At 38.5% G+C, this 16,965-nt stretch carries 13 protein-coding genes and 1 pseudogene; 6 read left to right on the top strand and 8 right to left on the bottom strand.

Features of this window, described 5'->3' with window-relative positions:
- Positions 1-44: 44 nt before the first annotated feature.
- A complete protein-coding gene (locus NY10_RS05440) occupies positions 45-1,025 on the bottom strand; it encodes a YeiH family protein (protein ID WP_058919012.1) in 981 nt (326 codons plus the stop codon).
- Positions 1,026-1,324: 299 nt separating this feature from the next.
- Between NY10_RS05440 and NY10_RS05435 the strand changes: the two genes are divergently transcribed.
- Positions 1,325-1,828 carry a PTS sugar transporter subunit IIA gene (locus NY10_RS05435; RefSeq protein WP_058920252.1) on the top strand — a complete coding sequence of 168 codons (504 nt, stop codon included), beginning with the start codon at positions 1,325-1,327 and terminating at the stop codon, positions 1,826-1,828.
- A gap of 318 nt (positions 1,829-2,146) precedes the next feature.
- Here the strand turns inward: NY10_RS05435 and NY10_RS05430 are convergent, their stop codons facing one another.
- The 6 genes and pseudogenes from NY10_RS05430 to NY10_RS05400 all read right to left on the bottom strand — a co-directional run bounded on the left by NY10_RS05430 (position 2,147) and on the right by NY10_RS05400 (position 9,815).
- Positions 2,147-2,770, bottom strand: coding sequence for a flavin reductase family protein (locus NY10_RS05430; RefSeq protein WP_058919011.1), 624 nt, complete (start codon positions 2,768-2,770; stop codon positions 2,147-2,149).
- A 134-nt stretch (positions 2,771-2,904) separates the two neighbouring features.
- Complete coding sequence (locus NY10_RS05425; RefSeq protein WP_058919010.1) at positions 2,905-3,891, bottom strand: ring-cleaving dioxygenase; 987 nt, start codon at positions 3,889-3,891, stop codon at positions 2,905-2,907.
- A 1-nt stretch (position 3,892) separates the two neighbouring features.
- Positions 3,893-4,795 (bottom strand): VOC family protein, encoded by a 903-nt coding sequence (locus tag NY10_RS05420; RefSeq protein ID WP_058919009.1) that lies wholly within the window; start codon positions 4,793-4,795, stop codon positions 3,893-3,895.
- A 190-nt stretch (positions 4,796-4,985) separates the two neighbouring features.
- On the bottom strand, positions 4,986-6,020 hold the full coding sequence (locus tag NY10_RS05415; RefSeq protein ID WP_058919008.1) for a lactonase family protein: 1,035 nt from the start codon (positions 6,018-6,020) through the stop codon (positions 4,986-4,988).
- 188 nt (positions 6,021-6,208) lie between these two features.
- Positions 6,209-7,465, bottom strand: a pseudogene (locus tag NY10_RS12415) (ISL3 family transposase).
- A gap of 229 nt (positions 7,466-7,694) precedes the next feature.
- Positions 7,695-9,815 carry a CDP-glycerol glycerophosphotransferase family protein gene (locus tag NY10_RS05400; RefSeq protein ID WP_058919006.1) on the bottom strand — a complete coding sequence of 707 codons (2,121 nt, stop codon included), beginning with the start codon at positions 9,813-9,815 and terminating at the stop codon, positions 7,695-7,697.
- 232 nt (positions 9,816-10,047) lie between these two features.
- Here NY10_RS05400 and NY10_RS05395 point away from each other — a divergent pair, with 232 nt between their 5' ends.
- On the top strand, positions 10,048-10,416 hold the full coding sequence (locus NY10_RS05395; protein ID WP_376821374.1) for a PTS glucitol/sorbitol transporter subunit IIA: 369 nt from the start codon (positions 10,048-10,050) through the stop codon (positions 10,414-10,416).
- 34 nt (positions 10,417-10,450) lie between these two features.
- Positions 10,451-11,677: an AI-2E family transporter gene (locus NY10_RS05390; protein ID WP_058919004.1), complete on the top strand. Its 1,227-nt coding sequence runs from the start codon at positions 10,451-10,453 to the stop codon at positions 11,675-11,677.
- A 59-nt stretch (positions 11,678-11,736) separates the two neighbouring features.
- Here the strand turns inward: NY10_RS05390 and NY10_RS05385 are convergent, their stop codons facing one another.
- Positions 11,737-12,360: an FMN-dependent NADH-azoreductase gene (locus NY10_RS05385; RefSeq protein ID WP_058919003.1), complete on the bottom strand. Its 624-nt coding sequence runs from the start codon at positions 12,358-12,360 to the stop codon at positions 11,737-11,739.
- Between the two features lie 225 nt (positions 12,361-12,585).
- Between NY10_RS05385 and NY10_RS05380 the strand changes: the two genes are divergently transcribed.
- Genes NY10_RS05380 through NY10_RS05370 form a run of 3 tightly spaced genes read left to right on the top strand, consistent with a single transcriptional unit; the run spans position 12,586 to position 16,804 of the window.
- A complete protein-coding gene (locus tag NY10_RS05380; protein WP_058919002.1) occupies positions 12,586-13,209 on the top strand; it encodes a TetR/AcrR family transcriptional regulator in 624 nt (207 codons plus the stop codon).
- A gap of 23 nt (positions 13,210-13,232) precedes the next feature.
- A complete protein-coding gene (locus tag NY10_RS05375) occupies positions 13,233-14,954 on the top strand; it encodes an ABC transporter ATP-binding protein (RefSeq protein WP_058919001.1) in 1,722 nt (573 codons plus the stop codon).
- On the top strand, positions 14,954-16,804 hold the full coding sequence (locus NY10_RS05370; protein ID WP_058919000.1) for an ABC transporter ATP-binding protein: 1,851 nt from the start codon (positions 14,954-14,956) through the stop codon (positions 16,802-16,804). The genes NY10_RS05375 and NY10_RS05370 overlap by 1 nt, the downstream gene beginning before the upstream one ends.
- Positions 16,805-16,965 lie beyond the last annotated feature (161 nt).

The raw sequence follows: 16,965 nt of genomic DNA, 5'->3' as shown, positions 1-16,965 counted from the left end.
TTATTCTCTAGAGAGCTCATTTTCTTTTAGTCAGTGAAAAAAGGTTAGAGCTGTCCGTAAATCATTTGAACCAATAAACTGCTGACAGCCACAAAGAACCAGGTGATCAAACCTAATAGAACGGGCTTAGTACCTGTTTTTAGCATATCTTTTACATTAGCTGTTAAACCAATTGATCCTAAAGCCATGGCGATCATAAAGCGAGAAGCCCATTTTGCTGCAGCAATAAACCCAGCCGGTAATATTCCAGTACTGCTGATAATGGAAGCAACTAAAAACCATAGAATAAACCAAGGGAAGATTTGTTTGATCGAAACGGTATCACTGGTTTTCTTTTTCTTGAAAATTTGAATACCCGCAATCACTAAAGAAACGGGAATGATCAGTGTAGCACGTGTCAGTTTAACAATAGTGGCATAATCACCCGCTGTTTCACTAAAACTATACCCAGCAGCAACAACGGAAGAAGTATCATTGATTGCTGTTCCAGCCCATAAACCAAAACCAGCATCAGACAACTGCATTAAATGCCCGAAAAACGGAAACAGAAAAACGGCCAGAATGTTAAATAGAAAAATAGTGGAAACGGAAAGGGCAACTTCATCATCATCCGCCTCAATAATCGGAGCAACGGCAGCAATCGCAGAACCCCCGCAGATAGCTGTGCCTACGCCGACTAAGATTTTTAGATTCGTTGGAATTTTCAACCATTTACCAACTAAAAAAGCGACAATGAAAGCAACAGCAATGGTAACTAGCGTGACACTGATAGAAGTTGCGCCTGTTTTGCCGATATCTTGGATATTCAAACTAAAACCTAGTAAAATAATGGACCACTGCAAAACTTTTTTTGCTGAAAATTTGATTCCGGGTTGAAAATCCTCTCCGACTCCAACCGTGTTTTTGAGCACTAGCCCAATAATGATAGCGAAAACAGCACTGCCGATAATGGGGAAAAAGTTTCCCAATACTGTAGAAACAGCGGCAATCAAGCCAGCTAAGATAAGGCCTTTTGCTTTTTTCATAGATAAGAACTCCTTTCAAAATTTTCCTTATCTAACTATAGCACAATTTTAATAAAGAGCAGCCGAAAAGGGGATAAAAAGAAGACTTGATTTAAGAAGTATCTATAAGCTCAGCCGTTCGATAATAACTGCTAATAGAAAAAGAAAGATGGCTCCGGGTTCCAATAAACAAAAAATGGAAAGGGTGCCGTTTATCTTCAAAAACAAAGAGCTTTATGGTATCATAAAGTGAGCCTTTTCATTGGGATAAATTAATGGGAAGAATTATAGAATTTCTAAGGAGATGGATATACATGGGAATGTTTGATTTTTTAAAGAAAAAAGATACAACACCTGAAAATAGTCCAGTAAAATTATACGCACCAGCAAATGGGAAATTGATCCCAATTGAGGAAGTTGCTGACCCTGTCTTTTCACAAAAAATGATGGGCGATGGTTTTGCGGTTATTCCAACAGATGGAAAAATCACTTCACCAGCAGCAGGTAAAGTACTAAGTGTGTTTCCAACACAACACGCAGTAGGCCTTTTACTTGAAAACGGCGTAGAAATTTTACTCCACATGGGGCTAGACACAGTAGAATTAAGCGGCGGACCTTTTGAAACAGTCGTTAAAGAAGGCGACCAAGTGACACCGGAAACCGTTATATCTACCGTTGACTTAGCTGCATTAGAAGCAGCTGGAAAAGACAATGCAATGGTCGTTGTCTTTACAAATATGGACAAAGTATCTGATTTCAACTTGTCTGCTTCAGGCGATGTTTCAACTGCTGCAGAAATAGGATCGGTTACAGCTAACGCATAAAAATAGAAAAAATAAAAAGGCCAGAGAAAAAGCAACTCTTTTCTCTGGCCTTTTTTTTTATTGGTTCTATCATTTTGGGTGTTGGTAAGTGAAATGACTATATGCTGCAATCTTGAAATTCTTGGAGGAATAGTGGCTGCTTGTAGCCATGAAAAGGATTCAAGCCTCAAACGAAGCGTTTACGCTTCGTTTGAGGCTTGAAAACCTGGAGACCCAAAGGGGCTCCAGGCGGTCCAATGGCTTTCTACAAGCAAACACGTAAGTTCCGAAGGAAATTTCAATCTAAGAGACACCAACACGATTTGATAAAGAGCCTTTTTATTTAGCTGGTCTAACAAGTGTATACTCTTCATTCAATGTTGCATACTGATCACCAGCTAAACGAGCAACAGGATTTAAATTTCCTGTGAGAATATACTCTTTAGCTAAATCAAACACAGTTTCATCAAAGAAGAAATCTGTTACACGAATGATGAAGAGGTCAGTGACCACAGTTCCATGATCATCTTCGATTGGAACATATTGATGCACTGTTCCTTCAAAATGGATTTTAGCTTCTTTGATCGTTGGAACGCTGACCGTGTGGCTGTCTATCAAGGTTAAATTTGTCCGTTCAAGCTCGCTTTCATCAGGGGCTAAAGGAGCAGAGGTCCGATTCATTTCTTCAACCAAATCATAATCTACGATATGAACGACAGCTTCTCCACGGTCTAAAATGTTGCGCGCCGTATCTTTGATTTCGCCTGATTTTCGTAAAATAGCTACAGTTAGTAATGGCAGTTCATTAGAGGCAGCACTGAAAAAACTGAAAGGAGCAGCATTAACGACCTCGCCGTTTTTTGATAAAGTCGTAACCCAAGCAATTGGGCGAGGAATCACACTGCCGCTGATAAACTTGTATTGTTGTTTTTTAGTTAATTGAGCTGATGTAAAATGAAGCACATAAATCCCATCCTTTTTTCCTGTTAAAACAAAATCCGCAGTCTGCTTCTTGAAAAATCAAAAGCATTCGTGACTGCGGAATTCAGTTAATAGTTGTATTTCTGTAAACTAATCCAAGTTACACCTTTTTTGTCTTACAGGTATTCTTTTTCAAAGACTTTGTTGCTGCGAACCGTGTCGATCGGACGCACAAGTTTTTCGATTTCAGCACGCTTATTACGGAAAGCTGGCGGCAAAGCCAATTTTTCGCCAAGGGTTTCATAACTTTCTTCATCATCAATAAAGCCAGGACCGTCGGTTGCAAATTCAAACAAGATGCCTTGTGCAATACGGGCGTAGAGCGATTCAAAATAGAAGCGGTCGACATAGCCAGAAGTTGGGAATCGGAATTGCGCCATTCGTTCGACCCATTCATCTAGAGCAGCCCGATTTTCCACACGGAAAGCTAAGTGATGCACACTGCCATAACCTTGTTGAGCTTGCGGCAAAACTTGGTTGTGTTCAACGATCATTTGCGCTCCGTTACCGCCTTTTCCAACTTCAAATAAATGAAAGTCGCCTTCTTGGGCAATTTCTTTGAAAAGGAGAACTTTTTCGAGAACTTCTTTTAAAAAGTCGAAGTTAGCGATACGTACAAAAACGGGTCCTAAGCCAGTAATAGCAAATTCATCAGGAACGGGACCTTTATGCCAAGGCGCTCCAGAACCGATACCGGTATTGTTTTCATCGGAAATCAATTGATAGTGTTGTTCATCAAAGTCTTCAAAAGATATTGTTTTAACACCAAATTGTTCCTTGATACCGGTATGCTTTACATCATATTTAGCAAAACGCTTGATCCAATAATCCAATGCAGCATCGCTTGGGACACGAAAAGAAGTCTTAGAGATATCATTCGTCCCTTTGATCCCTTTAGGGGTACCCGGAAAATCAAAAAAGGTCATATCGGTTCCGGCACTGCCTTGATCATCTGCAAAAAAGAGATGATAGGTTTGGATATCGTCTTGATTGACGGTTTTTTTGACTAGTCGCAAACTTAAGACAGAGGTAAAGAAATCATAAATTTTTTCTGCACTGCTTGTAATAGCGGTGACGTGGTGAATCCCTTTTAATTCGTTCATATTAAAAATCCTCCAATTGAGCTTCGATTTCTGCTCGTTTATTTTCTAAAAAAGGGGGTAAAGAAAAGCTTTTTCCCAATTCTTCCACTGGCTCATCTAATGTAAAGCCAGGTCCTTCGGTCGCAATCTCTATTCGCAAGTGATTGGGTTCCTTAATGTAAAGACTCTTGAAATAACCCCGTTCAACATACAATTCAATATCTAACTGAGATTCTTCAGCTTTTTGGTGCAGCGTTTCAAGTGCTTCTGAAGAATCAACGGAATACGCAATGTGGTCAATCGTTCCGCGTCCCATTCTAGTAACCGCTGTGCTGCAGCTAGGTTTGACTGTAGTCAGGAAATGAGTAGCAGGATCGGCTACTTGTCCAATAGCTTTAGTTCTTGTTAAACCTAAAAAATTCGTTAAAAAATTTAATGTTTTTTCCGGTTCTTCAACTCGTAATGAAGCTTCAGCTAAACCGATGATTTGATAGGCAACAGGTATATCAGAATGTCGGGTAGCATTTTCAGGTAAAATAGTTTCATCTGTTTCAATGAATGCAAGAGGCAATGAATCATCGTCTTCAAAAGCTAAAGTCTGCTTGCAACTATTGTATTCTGTTACAATTGAATAGTCATTTAACCGTGATTCCCAATACGCTAAACTTCCCTTTGGAACGTTTAAAAAAACAGTAGAAAAATAATTATTTTTATTATAGGCATGCCCAATATTCTTGTATTCAAAAAACGTTAAAAGTGTACCGGGATTGCCTTGATAATCTCCATAGAAAAGATGCCGGATTTTTGTGTCTTGCTGATTAACAGTATTTTTTACAAATCGTAATCCCAAAATTTCTGTATAAAAATGATGGTTCGCAGTTGCTGATTTTGTAAAAGCTGAAATATGATGAATTCCTTTAATCATTGTTAAGTCTCCTTTATTTCAAAATAGGTCAATTGTTGGTTCATCGTTTTGATCTGCGCTAATCTTAGTGTAACATAGAAAAAACGCACTTACAATAAATAAGTTTAATTAGAGATAAATTAAGTCGAAGTAATAAAAAACAATAATAAAAACTCACTAAGAGTTTCTATTATTGTTTTTTATGTCCTGCTTATTCAAAAAATACACAAACACATTCAGGTGCATAAACGTCTTTTTGAATCAACGTTAATTTTCCAGATTCTTCGTTACGTTCAAACAACGTTAAATTATCTGAATCTTGATGTGCGACCACTGCGAATTTTCCAGAAGGGTCTAAATCAAAGTCACGCGGAATTTGTCCTTCAGAAGGAACCCGTTCGATCAGTTTCAATGACCCGTCTTCAGTTGAAACAGCGAAGACAGCGATTGAATCGTGGCCACGGTTAGAAGCATAGACAAAACGGCCGTCATTAGAAATGCGAATAGCTGCTCCGCCATTAAAACCAGTGTATTCAACTGGAATAGTAGAGAGCGTTTGGATATGCGAGAAAGCACCTGTTTCTGGTTCATAACTCACGGTAATGATCTCGCTGCTTAATTCAGCAAAGATATAGGCAAATTTTCCATTGGGATGAAAAACTAAGTGCCGTGGGCCAGCCCCAGGCGCAGTGTCAAAGCGGCTCACTTCAGTTAATTTGCCTTTTTCACTGATGGCATACGTGTATACGGCATCTGTTCCTAAATCGCAAGCAACCAAATAAGTACCGTCAGGTGTTAAATCACTATAGTGAGCATGAGGGCTTTGTTGGTTTTCGTGAATACTAGAACCGGTATGTTTAACCGTATCTAATAACGTTAAATGACCTGCTGCATCAGTTTTTAGAACAGCGATCTCGCCTTTGTGGTAATTAGCGGTATATACAAAAGAACGGTCATCGTCAACACTGACATAGCAAGGAGGAGCTCCTTCAGCCGTTACAGCGTCTACAGGAACAAATTCGTCTCGTTCATTCTTTTTAAAAGAGACCAGTCCGCCTTCGCCGTTTTCTTTTGAAATGGCATATAAAATTTCTTTATTTCCTGATAAAGCGAGGTAAGTAGGGCTGTCAGCTCTAGCAATAAAATGTAAGTTTGTCAGTTCTTTTTTTTCAGTATCCAATTGGATTTGATAAATTCCTTTGCTTTCGCGTTTAGTATAGGTTCCTAAAAAGATAGTTTCTTTCATATGAACTTCCTCCTAATGATTTCGTATTCAGTAATAAATTAAGTATAGCATAGAACGAAAAAACAATGATAATAAAACCTGCAAATTCAAAAAAAGGTTCCCCTTCTAGTAACAAAAACTGGCTCTTTGACAAGTAGTGTTGGTGGGCCAAATAAGTCAGAGCGACTACGTCGCTTTGGCTTTTTATTTTATGCTGCTATTTCATCTTCAAAATACAAAGCTCTAGGTTGATAATTAGAAGTGGTCAATCGGTAAGAAATCAACAGTCGGGCCCGCAGGTTATAGAAATTTCGGTAGCCATACCCTGATCGTTTGATGTTCTTGATTTTATTATTCATTCCTTCAATGGGGCCATTGGAAAGAGTGTACACAAACGCATTTTTAATGGGCTCCAGGTATTTTTCAAACGTTTGAAGAACAGTTCTCGCTTTTCTTGGTAAAGCATATTTTTTTGATTCTTCTAAATATCTTTTGAATCGCTTGAAATCACGGTGTTCCAGTGCCCACTTCAATTGATTGAAAAGCGCATAGACACGTTCAAGTCTGGAATCAAGTTGCACAAGGTAATCCGCCATCATTTTTTCAGTAACAGCCCCTTCATATAACCGGTGGGTAAAATAACGGGAAAAATCTAAATCGTCTTCATTTTTAAGCACCAACTTCCATTGTTTTTTTTATTTTCGATAATCCCTTGGCCTCGTGTAACGCAGTTCATTCATGACCTTGATTCGTTCGCTGTTCAAAGCCCGATTCATATGTTGAACGATGTGGAATCGGTCAATGATGATTTTAGCGTAGGGGAAACAATCTCTCACAAGCTGTGTATAGGGTGAATACATATCCATCGTGACCGTTTTGACTTTGTTTCTTGCTTCTACTGGATACCGCATAAAATAATCCAGCAGGTAAGGCAGTTGTCTATTCTCGACAACATCCGTCAACCGGTGGGTTGACGCATTAATAAACAGGAAGCTCATCGCTCCGGATACATCCTTGACCGACTTGAATTCATCGATGGAAAGATGTTGGGGCAGTTCCTGATTGTTTGGTTCAAGCGTCTCCCCCACTTGGCGCATTACCCGAATCACAGTAGGAGGAGAAACGGACAGGTGCTGGGCGATAAGTGTCATGGATTGTGTCTCTTTCAATTCCATGGCAATAGTTGTCTTGATCGAATTAGAGATGAAGCAATGGCGATCGACCAGGGAGGTTTCCGCTATGAAAGTCGAATCACAGTGCTTACAAAGAAATCGCTGCTTTTTCAATCGGAACAGTACAGGCTGGAAATTGACATGAGTCAGTGTGAGTGTAGAACATTTTGTGCCGTGTTTGATGAGATCCTGGTGAGAGTTGTTTTTGACACCACACACTTTACAGCAGGTAGGCCGATAGGTCAATTTCCCATGCACTACCAGACATTCTTGATCCTTTTTCTTTTCCTTCATAACAGGAACTTCAGATAAATAAATATTTGGGTCTTTAATATTGAGCAGTTTTTTTATAGAATGAGTGTAGGCCATGTGAATTCTCCTATTCTTTTGTGTGGTAACTTAATTATAGGAGTTCACTGGTCTTTTTTCATTTAAAAATAAAAAATAGTGCCAGTGAACCGATTGGTTCACCAACACTAAATATTATAGAGCCCAAAAACTAGAAGAGAAACACAGAAAAAGTTTAGGTCGTTGCATTTCGCGAGTTTAGCAGCTTCATAACCGCTGCATAGATCCGTTCGTTCGATTGAGTATCGCGGTATTCGATCAAAGCATCGGCTTTTTTCCGATTTTTCCGATTCAGTTTGAAAGGAGGTTTACCGAGTTGTTCTAGAAGATAAATAAGATTTTCTTCATTTGAAGTGATCTCACCCGGCAGTTCATTTAAGTAAATTTCACGAGGAGCGATAGGGCTGGTCGTGTCTGATAAAGCCACCTCTGGCTGATAAAAATAAACAGGTTTCGTTAAAAAACTGAAATCAAAAGCAAGCGGATCAGAATCGGTTATAAAAATGCTGCTTTCTTTGACTAACTGCAAAACATCAACATATTCTTGCAGCAGAACCTGACAATTTAAGGCAGAGAAGTCGCTCAAGTAACGCAACATGGCATGCGGCAAAGCGACCACCACTTGTAAATCGCGTTCTGCACTAAATCGTTTAAAGTCAGGGTTGTCTAACAGACTAAGAAAACGCTTGGCCGTTCGGTCGATTGCTTCCGTTTGATAATGCAGTCCAGTTTCTTGTTCCGTCGGGAAAATCAAAAGTTGATGAGTGTTTAAAGCACCTTCTTTTTCTTCTAAAAGAGTATCAAAGCGAGCTAAACCAGTGATGGCTACTTGCTGTTCAGGATAATCCAGCGTTTCAATAGCATAACGCTTTTCGTTTTTGGAACTAACAAGTACTAGGTCTGTCTCGAATTGCTTTGTGTCAAAACCAAGAGAGGCTTTAACTGGCTGCAGTCCTAAAACATTATTTTGTAAAAGAACGCGTTTAGCACCGATGGTATCTATCCATAGCGGGTTGCGCGTTGGATAAATGTGGTAAGGCGCTTCAGAGGTCAAAATGATTTGAGCCATCAATAATGTTCGGATGTATTTCTTCGATTTAAAGGGCAAGACATGATCTTCCCCTAGAGCGCATACTTTTTCATAATCAGGCGAATCTGGATCAAGAACGTAATAAACGTCTAGTTCAGGATAGGTTTCGCGTAAGTAACGGAAGTAGTACCAGCCGTTATTGCGGGCTTCCATTGGTTTTTCGCCGATGATCCAAATCTTTCGGTCGGTATAGAAAGGTTTTATTAAACGAGCAAACGGTTGGATCTCTCGATAATATTCATAAACCTCTTTAGCGTACTTTGTTGCAGCTAAGGTTAACCCGTTATACTGTTCAGTAAAGTTAGGCGCAAAGAGATAAACCCATTTGCCATATGCAACAGCGTAGTCTTTATAAATCTTACGAGACTTTAAATCTTGTGGGTGTGCTATGCGTACCACAGTTGGATCAAACAGACCATTTAAGTAAACTTCAAAGTAAAAGTCGAAATCTTCATCGCCAATGTTGTCAATAAATAATTCCTTGGCAAAGTCATCTAACGCAACGTCGATCTCATAGTCGTAAAAGTAATGATGAGTTCCGTTTTCCAAGCGATTCAATTGATGATTGGAATGGATGGTGCGTTGAGTACCTGATTTGCGGCCCACCATAATCGTATCAACGCGGTTAATGGCTATCGCTGTCGTGATAAGTTCGCCAGCAACGTGTAAGTGGCCTTTTTGGATTTCAACTTTATTGATTTGACTAGCATGGATATAACGAATGCTGCGCACAGGGACATTTACTGTAAAACAAAAGCCATGGGTCTTGCGGCTGAAATAAGGATAAATATTATTGTCTTCATCCTTAAATTGCGATAAACCAAACGAATCAAAATGATCAAATAAATCAAGCGAAAGCGGTTCTTCTTTTTGAATCCACTCGTCATTCACCAAATATTGGATAACGAAATAAAACTCAAAATGTTCTTTTGGATTTTTTGAAGTGTTTTGGCGAATAAATTCGCGGATAGAAACTGTAAAACGGTAGGTCGATTCGCCTGTTTTCTCAGCTAAAAAAGGGTAACGAGTCCCTGTTTCTCTATGCAGGATATAGAATTCCTTTAAGCTGGGCGTTTGCTCTTTCGAAAGGGAAAGAGTGGTCATAATTGTATCGCCTTCTTTGCGTATTGAAAAAGAAGGGTGTTTAATCGTTTTAAGTTGTTGCTCAATGATTTCTTCAGATTGGATGTCTTTGCTGGATGACATAAAATAGTACCCCCAATATCGCATAGTTAGCGATGATTCACTAAATTTATCATACCAGTCCATTCAACAGGTGGCAAACGGTTTCGGTCAAATGTATGGAAAAATTGATTGAAAAACTAAAAAAAGGGCCAAACTTCAAACCTCCCGAGACAAAATGTGTCTTTCTTTACCATTAAAACCCTGAATTATGTTAAAATATAGAGTAACAAGTTAAGTATAGTTTAAGAAGGGAATGGATAGGATGTTAGTTGGAAAAATCACCGCCATTGGCGAACACGCAATCACTCAGAAAGACCCTATTATTATTTTATTTGGAGAACAAGCAACGGAGGATCTTCGAACGGTTTCTATTATTCAGTCTTTTGAAAAAGATAAAGAGAGAGTGGACTTAAAACCAGGTCAAACCATTACATTTGATGAACAAGTTTATACTATTTTAGAAGTAGGCGCTTTAGCCAATGAAAATCTAAATACGATCGGTCACGTAACTTTAAACTTCTCTGAAGTTCCTGAGGAAGATAAATTAGCAAGCGGGATCTACTTAGAACCGTTTACTTTGCCAAAAGTAGCGGTTGGTACTACTATTCATTACGCAAAATAATAAATAAACGCTGGAACCGAGGGGGGAGAACCGGATGGAACAAGAACAAGAAAAAGTCAAAGTCAAAACTGTTGCTACTTGGTTTTGGAGATGGTTTTTAAATAACAAAGTGGTGACTATTTTATTGGTCTCATTGTTGATATTGCTGAATATATTGGTTTTTTCAAAGATCACTTATGTCTTTGATCCCCTTAAAGGTTTTATTGAGGTGATCGGATTGCCTCTTCTAATGGCTGGTATTTTGTATTATTTAGTAAATCCATTGGTTGATTGGATAGAAATGAAAAAAGTTCCACGGGTTGGCGGTATTCTGATTATTTTTGTAGTGATTATTGCTTTGGTTGTTTGGGGCGTGACTACCTTGATCCCGATTATTCAAGAACAAACCTTGAGTATCATCAAAAACTGGCCGCAGTACTGGGAAAGTGTTGTCATCCAAGCCGATGCGTTAGTAAGAAGCGATGTTTTTTCTCAGTTCCAAGAACAACTGACAGATATCAATCAAAACATTATGTCGTCTATTTCTAAACAGGCAACAAATGTAGTGAATTCTACTGTTTCTGGTATAGGAAGCGTGGTAGGAGCTGTAACGAACGTTTTTATAGCGTTGATCACTATGCCGTTCATCTTATTCTACTTATTAAAGGACGGCCGCGATTTGCCGTATCATATGATGAAGTTTATCCCAACAAAAATGCGGTTAAACACCTATAATTTATTAAGCCAAATCAATACACAAATCAGTCAATACATTCGGGGACAACTGCTAGTCGCATTTTTTGTGGCTCTTATGTTTTGGATTGGATTCGCTATTGTGGGTCTTGAATATGCGGTAACATTGGCTGTTATGGCAGGTTTTTTGAATTTGATTCCTTATTTAGGTTCATTTCTGGCGATGGTGCCCGTCGTGATCATCGCATTTGTCGCCTCACCTGTGATGTTAGCAAAAGTTTTGATCGTTTTTGCTATTGAACAGATGATTGAAGGACGAGTTATTCAACCTCAAATTTTAGGCAGCAACTTAGACATTCACCCAGTAACCATTATTGTGGTGTTGTTAACTTCAGGAAAATTGTTCGGTATTCCCGGAGTGATTCTAGGGATTCCTGGATATGCAGTCTTAAAAGTTATTTTTGAGCATTTCTTCCAATGGTACCAACAACATTCCGGCTTATATGAACACGATTATAATCCGGCCTATGAGCCAAGTCTTCCGATTGAAAAAAGGAAGCACTTTAAACGGAAAAAAAAGAAAAAATAATCTAAAAAAAAGAACACCGGAATATTTTTCGGTGTTCTTTTTTTTTTTGAATTATTTGGTTAAAAGGTTTGGCCTAAAGCTGTTGCTTCTGCTACTGCGTCAGCAACGATTTTTGGAGCGTCTTCTGGAGCAAAATCCATTCCTTCTACGAATAGTTCATGAAAATCGGAAACGCCAATAAAATTAAAAATAGTTTTGATGTAGATACTGGCAGGATCTTGACCGGCATAAGTACCGCCGCTGGCTTGAATGTGCAAAACTTTTTTATCTGCAGCCAGACCGATTGGTTGGCCCAACTCATTGTATTTAAAGGTTTTCCCAGAAACGTTGATTGTATCTACCCAGGCTTTTAACCGGGCTGGCACATTTAAGTTCCATAAAGGATTAGCTACGACGACTTTATCGGCAGTTAAAAAATTATCTGTATAATTGCCGAATAAAGTAACTTTTTCCTGTTGAACTTCTGATAATTTATCAAATGGAGTGCCAGAACCAAGAGCAGCCCAAGCGTCAAGCAAGTTGCGGTCAATTTCCGGTACAGCCATATCGTATAAATTAGTATCCTCTATAACATGATCAGGATTTTTCTTTTTATAAGATTCAACAAAAGCATCCGTTACTTTCATTGAACGTGAAACCTCACCGGTTAATGGATGGGCCCTAACAATTAGTAATTTAGTCATTTTGAACATCCTTCTTTCTTTTGTCTTTGTGATGAAAAGGATAACGAACTTTATTCTTTATTATCTTACTAAAGATAAGTAGCGGTTGCAATAAAAAATGACGGTATAAAACGGATTCATGAAAAAACAAGAGAAAAATACTTGATTTTTTTTTCATAGTCTCCTATAATGACAAAGTGTCATATGACGAGGTGTCATTTTTGTACGTTGAAAGGAAGGAAAAACGTGCCAACAAAAACTTATTTTAATCTATCGGAAGGCAAGAAAAGCCGCTTATTAGCAGCAGCAGCAGCAGAGTTTTCTCGAGTTCCTTTAAACGAAGCATCCATCAATAACATTATCAAAAAAGCAGATATTTCACGGGGCAGTTTTTATCAGTACTTTGAAGATAAAGAAGATCTGTACTATTATTATCTGAGTTTATTGAAACAAGATACGCAAGAGATGTTGTTCGACAGCTTCAAGGAAGCGGAAGGCAATCTGTTTGACGGTTATCGCATCTTTTTCCCAAAAACACTCGCTTTGATCATGGACGAAGAACATGTTGAATTTTTTAAGCATTTATTCTTACACATGGATTATCGAACCACTAAAGAAGTTACTCCTGAATCTGTTAGACATTGTGGTCAGAAAAAAAATTTCCACAAAGAAAAACTAAAGGAATACATCAATATCGAGGGAATGAAATTGGAGAAAGAAGAAGATTTTCCTATGCTGATTAAGTTAGTGATGTCTATGTTATTCAATACGATTGGAGAAGGCTTTTACAAACAATATTCGCAAGAAGAAACCATTTTAATATTTAATAAAAAGTTGAAATGGATCGAACAAGGTGTTAAAAAAGATTGAACAATTAGGAGGAAAACAATACTATGATGAAATTAGCTAAACGCATGAACGGTCTTGCGGTATTTGGAGCAATCCTGTTTATGGTCATTCAAGTTATCGGCGATTTATACTTGCCAACTTTAACAGCAGACATTATCGATAACGGAGTAGCGACAGGAGATGTTGACTACATTATTTCAGTCGGTATCAAAATGCTCGGGTTTTCTTTATTAAGTGTGGCGGCAGCGACGGCTAATGTTTACTTGGCTTCACGTCAGTCTCAGTTGCTAGGAAAAAATGTTCGAAGCAGTATTTTTAAGAAAGTATCGTATTTTTCAAATGATGCGATCGATGAGTTAGGAACGTCTTCATTGATCACCAGAACAACGAATGACGTTGTACAAGTTCAAATGGTAGCGATGATGGCTTTAAGAATGATGATCATGGCTCCGATCATGTTAACAGGAGCAGGAGTGATGGCTTACAACCGTGAGCCTAAACTAGCCAGTATTTTTCTTTATGTTCTTCCTATTCTAGCAATATTTATGGTTGCGATTATGTACTTTGCTGTTCCTTACTTTAAGAAAATGCAAAGCAAAACGGACCGGTTGAACTTAGTGTTCCGTGAAGGATTGACTGGTATTCGCGTTATCCGTGCGTTTAACCGTAACGATTCAGAAATCAAACGTTTTGATGCAGCCAATAAAGATTTTGCAGATACTTCGATCAAAGCTAATACAATCATGAGTTTCATGATGCCGGTTATGACGTTGATCATTAGTGCAACCAACATTTCAATTATCTGGTTTGGCGGACATTACATTGGCGATGGCTTGATGGAAGTAGGAAACTTGATTACATTTATGACTTATGCTATGCAGATTCTTATGAGCTTTATGATGTTATCAATGATTTTCATTTTCATTCCCAGAGCACAAGTATCTGCAGCTCGGATAAATGAAGTCTTAGAAACAGAAAGTTCTGTTAAAGACCCAGAAAAACCTGTTAAAGTTCAAATGGCTGATAAAGGAACATTAGAATTTGACCATGTTGATTTTCGTTACACAGGCGCCGAACAACTAGCCCTAGAAGACATTGACTTCAAAGGAAATAAAGGCGAAATGGTGGCTGTTATCGGTGGAACAGGTTCGGGTAAATCTACTCTAGCTAACTTGATTGCGCGTTTTTATGATATTGAATCTGGCAGCATTCGTATCAATAATGTTGATATTCGTGATATGAATCAAAAGGATTTACGCAGTCTGATTGGTTATGCTCCACAAAAAGCAGTGTTGTTTACAGGAACGATCCGTTCAAATATGCAATACGGTAAACCTGATGCAACCGACGAAGAAATTTGGCATGCATTAGAAGTAGCGCAAGCTAAAGACTTTGTATCAGAATTGCCAGATGGCTTAGACAGCAATGTGGAACAAGGAGGAGGCAACTTCTCAGGTGGACAAAAACAACGCTTAAGCATCGCACGTGCGCTTGTTTCTAAAGCCGATATTTTAGTGTTTGATGATTCGTTCTCAGCATTAGACTTTAAAACAGACGCTGCTTTAAGAAATGCTTTAGTGCCTGAAACGAAAGATTCTGTCGTGATGGTCATCGCTCAACGGATCAGTACCGTTATGAACGCCGATACTATCTTAGTAATGGATGGCGGGCGAATCGTTGGTAAAGGAACACACGAAGAATTAAAAGAAACGAATGCAACTTATCAAGAAATCATGAACTCTCAAATGAGAGAGGAGGAAATTTAATGAAAAACGCAGGCTCATCAAAAATGCAGGCACGTAAAGCTAAAAACTTTTGGGGAACACTAAAAAGATTGCTCGGCTATATGTCGAATCGCTTGTTCGCGATTGCTTTAGTATTTGTCTTAGCGATCGTAGCGACTGTTTTACAAACCAAAACACCGAAAATTTTAGGGGAAGCAACGACTGAAATTTTCAAAGGGGTTATGGCTGGAGCTAAAATGCAACAAGCCGGCCAGGTTGTTGACAAGCTGCCCATTGACTTTGATGTGATTAAAAATGTTTTAATAACCGTAGCCATTTTGTACGTTTTATCTGCAGTATTCCAATATTTCCAACAGTTCACGATGACGCGTGTAGCTCAAAGAACGGTTTACGATTTGCGGAAAGAATTAAAAGATAAAATGAATAAAGTACCCATGAGTTATTATGACACACACTCAAACGGAGACATCATGTCACGTGCCGTTAATGATATGGATAACATTGCTAACACATTGCAACAAACTTTAACCCAATTCGTTAATAGTTTTGTATTGTTCTTTGCTGTTTTATATATGATGCTCAGCATCAGCTGGCAAATGACATTGATCGCGTTTATAACAGTCCCATTAAGCGTACTAGTCATTAGTTTAATAGCACCACGATCTCAAAAACTTTTTGCTGCACAACAAAAAAAATTAGGCTTATTAAATGACCAAATTGAAGAAACTTATGCCGGTCATGTTATTGTTAAAACGTACAACCGTGAAGAAGCAGAAATTGAACTGTTTGAAAAACAAAATGAAGAATTATACCAATCTTCATGGAAAGCTCAATTCTTCTCAGGATTTGTTATGCCTTTAATGAACTTTGTTAAAAACTTAGGTTACTTGCTAGTTGCTGTAGTTGGGGGAATTAAGGTTGCCAATGGCGGAATGACACTAGGTGACGTTCAAGCTTTTCTACAATACACCAATCAATTCAGCCAACCCATGAGCCAAATGGCAAACTTGGTAAATACGATCCAAGCTACGATTGCTTCTGCTGAACGGGTTTTTGAAGTGCTGGATGAAGAAGAAATGACAGAAGAAAAATCTAATGTCACTCCTATTCCAAACTCGCCCTATAAGATTTCCTTTGACCATGTTAAATTTGGTTATGGCGATGACAATGAAGAATTGTTGATGAAAGACTTCAATTTGAATGTCAAAGAAGGCCAAATGGTTGCTATCGTTGGACCAACAGGTGCGGGTAAATCGACCTTGATCAACTTGCTAGAACGTTTTTACGATGTTAAAGGCGGAAGTATCAAGTTGGACGGTGTGGATACCAGAGATATGACGCGCGAGGAATTGCGTTCACATTTCAGTATGGTATTGCAAGATACATGGTTATTTAATGGAACGATTCTTGATAATATCAAATACGGTAGTGAAAAGTATGGAAAAGACGAATCTCGTGTTTCTGCAGCAACGAAAGCTGCTCATGTGGATGACTTTGTTCATACATTGCCGCTTGGTTACGATACTATCTTGAATGAAGAAGCCAGCAACATCTCACTTGGACAACGTCAATTGATCACCATTGCTCGGGCTTTCTTAGTTGATCCAGAGATATTGATTCTAGACGAAGCTACTTCAAGTGTAGATACACGAACAGAAGTCTTGATTCAAAAAGCAATGCGTAAATTATTACAAGGTAGAACAAGCTTTGTTGTCGCTCACCGTTTATCAACGATTCGCGATGCAGATAACATTATTGTCATGAATGAAGGAGACGTAATGGAAACCGGCACACACGATGAATTGATGGCAAAAGGCGGTTTCTACGCAGACTTATATAATAGTCAGTTTGCTGAACAACCAGCTATCTAATGAAGTAAAAGGATAAATAAGCCTCTTTTGATAACTTTATTATCAAAAGAGGCTTATTTTTTCACACAAAAAACCACCTTAGCAGGAGTAGCTAAGGTGGAAAGGGTAGGTTTTCTTTTAAACCTGGAGGAGGTAAAAGAAAAAATAAAAAAGTTGGTTGT

Source organism: Carnobacterium sp. CP1 (assembly GCF_001483965.1).
Classification (GTDB): domain Bacteria; phylum Bacillota; class Bacilli; order Lactobacillales; family Carnobacteriaceae; genus Carnobacterium_A; species Carnobacterium_A antarcticum.
This window is presented reverse-complemented; position numbering and strand designations above follow the sequence as displayed.